This is a genomic window from Ekhidna sp. (assembly GCF_040223195.1).
GTDB lineage: Bacteria > Bacteroidota > Bacteroidia > Cytophagales > Cyclobacteriaceae > Ekhidna.
In genome coordinates this window covers 1-2167 of record NZ_JAVKDX010000016.1, presented here as the reverse complement: position 1 = coordinate 2167, position 2167 = coordinate 1, and the positions used below count along the sequence as shown (strand labels likewise).

Sequence of the window (2167 nt, the reverse complement as noted above, 5' to 3'; positions counted from 1 at the left end):
AAGAAATTTGTAAATATCATAAAGCGGTACTAGGTTTGAACCCGATTGATGTTTTCAGCTAGGCATCATTCCACTTATAACCTAACCCTTAATGAAGATACTCACTAAGCTGGTAACGCTTTTTGCGTTATTGCACTCGCCTTATCTATTCGGAAAGATAGATCCAATTCTACCTATCAATCTAAATCCCGGAACCCCTCTTGTTTCCCATTTGGAGGTTTGCAATGGATGTGAGATGCCGGAACTCACTGTGAGTAGCCCCTCTGGTGGTAACGGATTTTATCAATATCAATGGCAGATGATAAGCCCCTTTATGGTGCCAGGTGGTGAGATGCCGCAAGTGACTGTAAACTTCATTAACATTATTGGTGCAACCGGAGCGAGCTACACTCCTCCATCATCTACTATCGTTCGAACATTCACCTACCGCAGGGCTGTGACTTCCAATGGAATGACAGCTTACTCTGACCCAATTGATGTCACTATTCTTCCACCATTGGAGGCAGGTGAAATTAGCTATGATCAAAATGAGACCTGCTACGGTTCCAACATAGGGACACTTAATGGTACCCTGGCTCAAGGTGGAGATGGGGCTTATGAATATCGGTGGAAGTACGATGATGGAACTGGTTGGAAGAATTTTCCTAGTTCAAACTTTCAGACTTTCACACCAGATCATCTTTTATCGGCTGATACCCAGATAAAAAGAAATGTCCGGTCTGCCGGCAGCTCATGGGTGTCATCGAATGTGATAGAAATAGTAGGCTATGACATCATTACAAGCGAAGAGCTGGGTACTTTAAGTGCGAGCGAGAGCAAGGTCTGTCCGGGCGAATTGGTGGAATTCACCTTCGCTAGGGGTACTGATGTAAAAGGGTACCGCACGCGGTTGATTGGCTCTGACGGCACAAAGGAGATTGATTTCGGTAAAATTCCCAATTCACTTGAAATCAACGTTCATGAAGGATTTACCTACTTTGTAAGGTACAATCAGCCATGCACTTCAGAAAAGTATACTTCTAATGCGGTGACCTTTGAGTTTTATGAAAACTGCAATGTTCCGCCTTCTCAAGATCAAAATTTTGTGAGAACGGAGGTGCCAAGAATTCCTGTGAAAGATGAATATGAACTATCCATCCTTCACGCCGATGAGAAATCCACAACATATGCCTATTCGGATGGGTTAGGCCGACCTTCGATGAGTGTTGCTGTGGAAGCAGGCCAGGACTTTGAAGATGTCGTCCAGTTTAGCGTTTACAACGCAGAAGGCAGACAAGAGTATTCCTACCTGCCATATTACAAGCAGGCAGCAGCTCCGGGCGAATTCATTGAGACTCTCGCTGCAATAGATGAGCAAGAAAACTTCTATACAACTACTGACAAAATAGGCAATGATGCCATGCCATACTCCAAGACAGAGTGGGATGCACGCGGAAGGGTAAAGTCTGTCATCGCCCCTGGCGAAGCGTGGCATACAAACGATAAGAAAACAACTTATACCTACGCTGTTTTTGATCCGTCCAAAGCTATTGACAAGCCGTCGAGCATTCATTCGGATGTGATCAAATGGAAGATCACGAATGGCCAGCCTAAACACAATGGGACATACAAAGCCAAAGAACTGTCTGTAGTAGTGGTGACGGACGTGGAAGGAAGAAAATCCAGAAAAGTCACGGATGGAAGGGGACTCACCATTACCTCTCAGATTTACGATAAAGATCAGCAGAAGTGGATTGGATCCTATAATGTCTACGATGATTTGGGCAGGCTAAGATTTATCATACCGCCATTGCTGGTAGACATAGCTTCACCTAACCAGGCTCAGGTAGAAGAGTTGGCCTTTCAATACATCTATGATAACAAAGGCAGAGTAACAGATAAGCATGCACCTGGTGCAGGATGGGTCCGGTATGTCTACGACCATTGGAACAGACTGGTGCTAACGAGACATTCAGCGCAGAGAAGGGAGGGTAAAAAGTATTGGACTTTCTACAAGTACGATGCGCTCAACAGGCAAATATTCTCAGGGGAAATACATGAAGAACGGGATCGGGGAGAGCTTCAGGGTGTATTGAATTTGATTACAGCGGAGAGTGCACGATACGAGACGGTTAATACCAACAACTCCAGAGGGTATACCAAATACAAAAGCTTTCCTGATTTAAAT

At 44.7% G+C, this 2167-nt stretch carries 1 protein-coding gene; it reads left to right on the top strand.

Annotated elements, in window-relative coordinates; translation table 11 throughout:
- Positions 1–91: 91 nt before the first annotated feature.
- Positions 92–2167: DUF6443 domain-containing protein (locus RLN88_RS10590; RefSeq protein WP_350221372.1), on the top strand; the 2076-nt coding region annotated here is incomplete at its 3' end.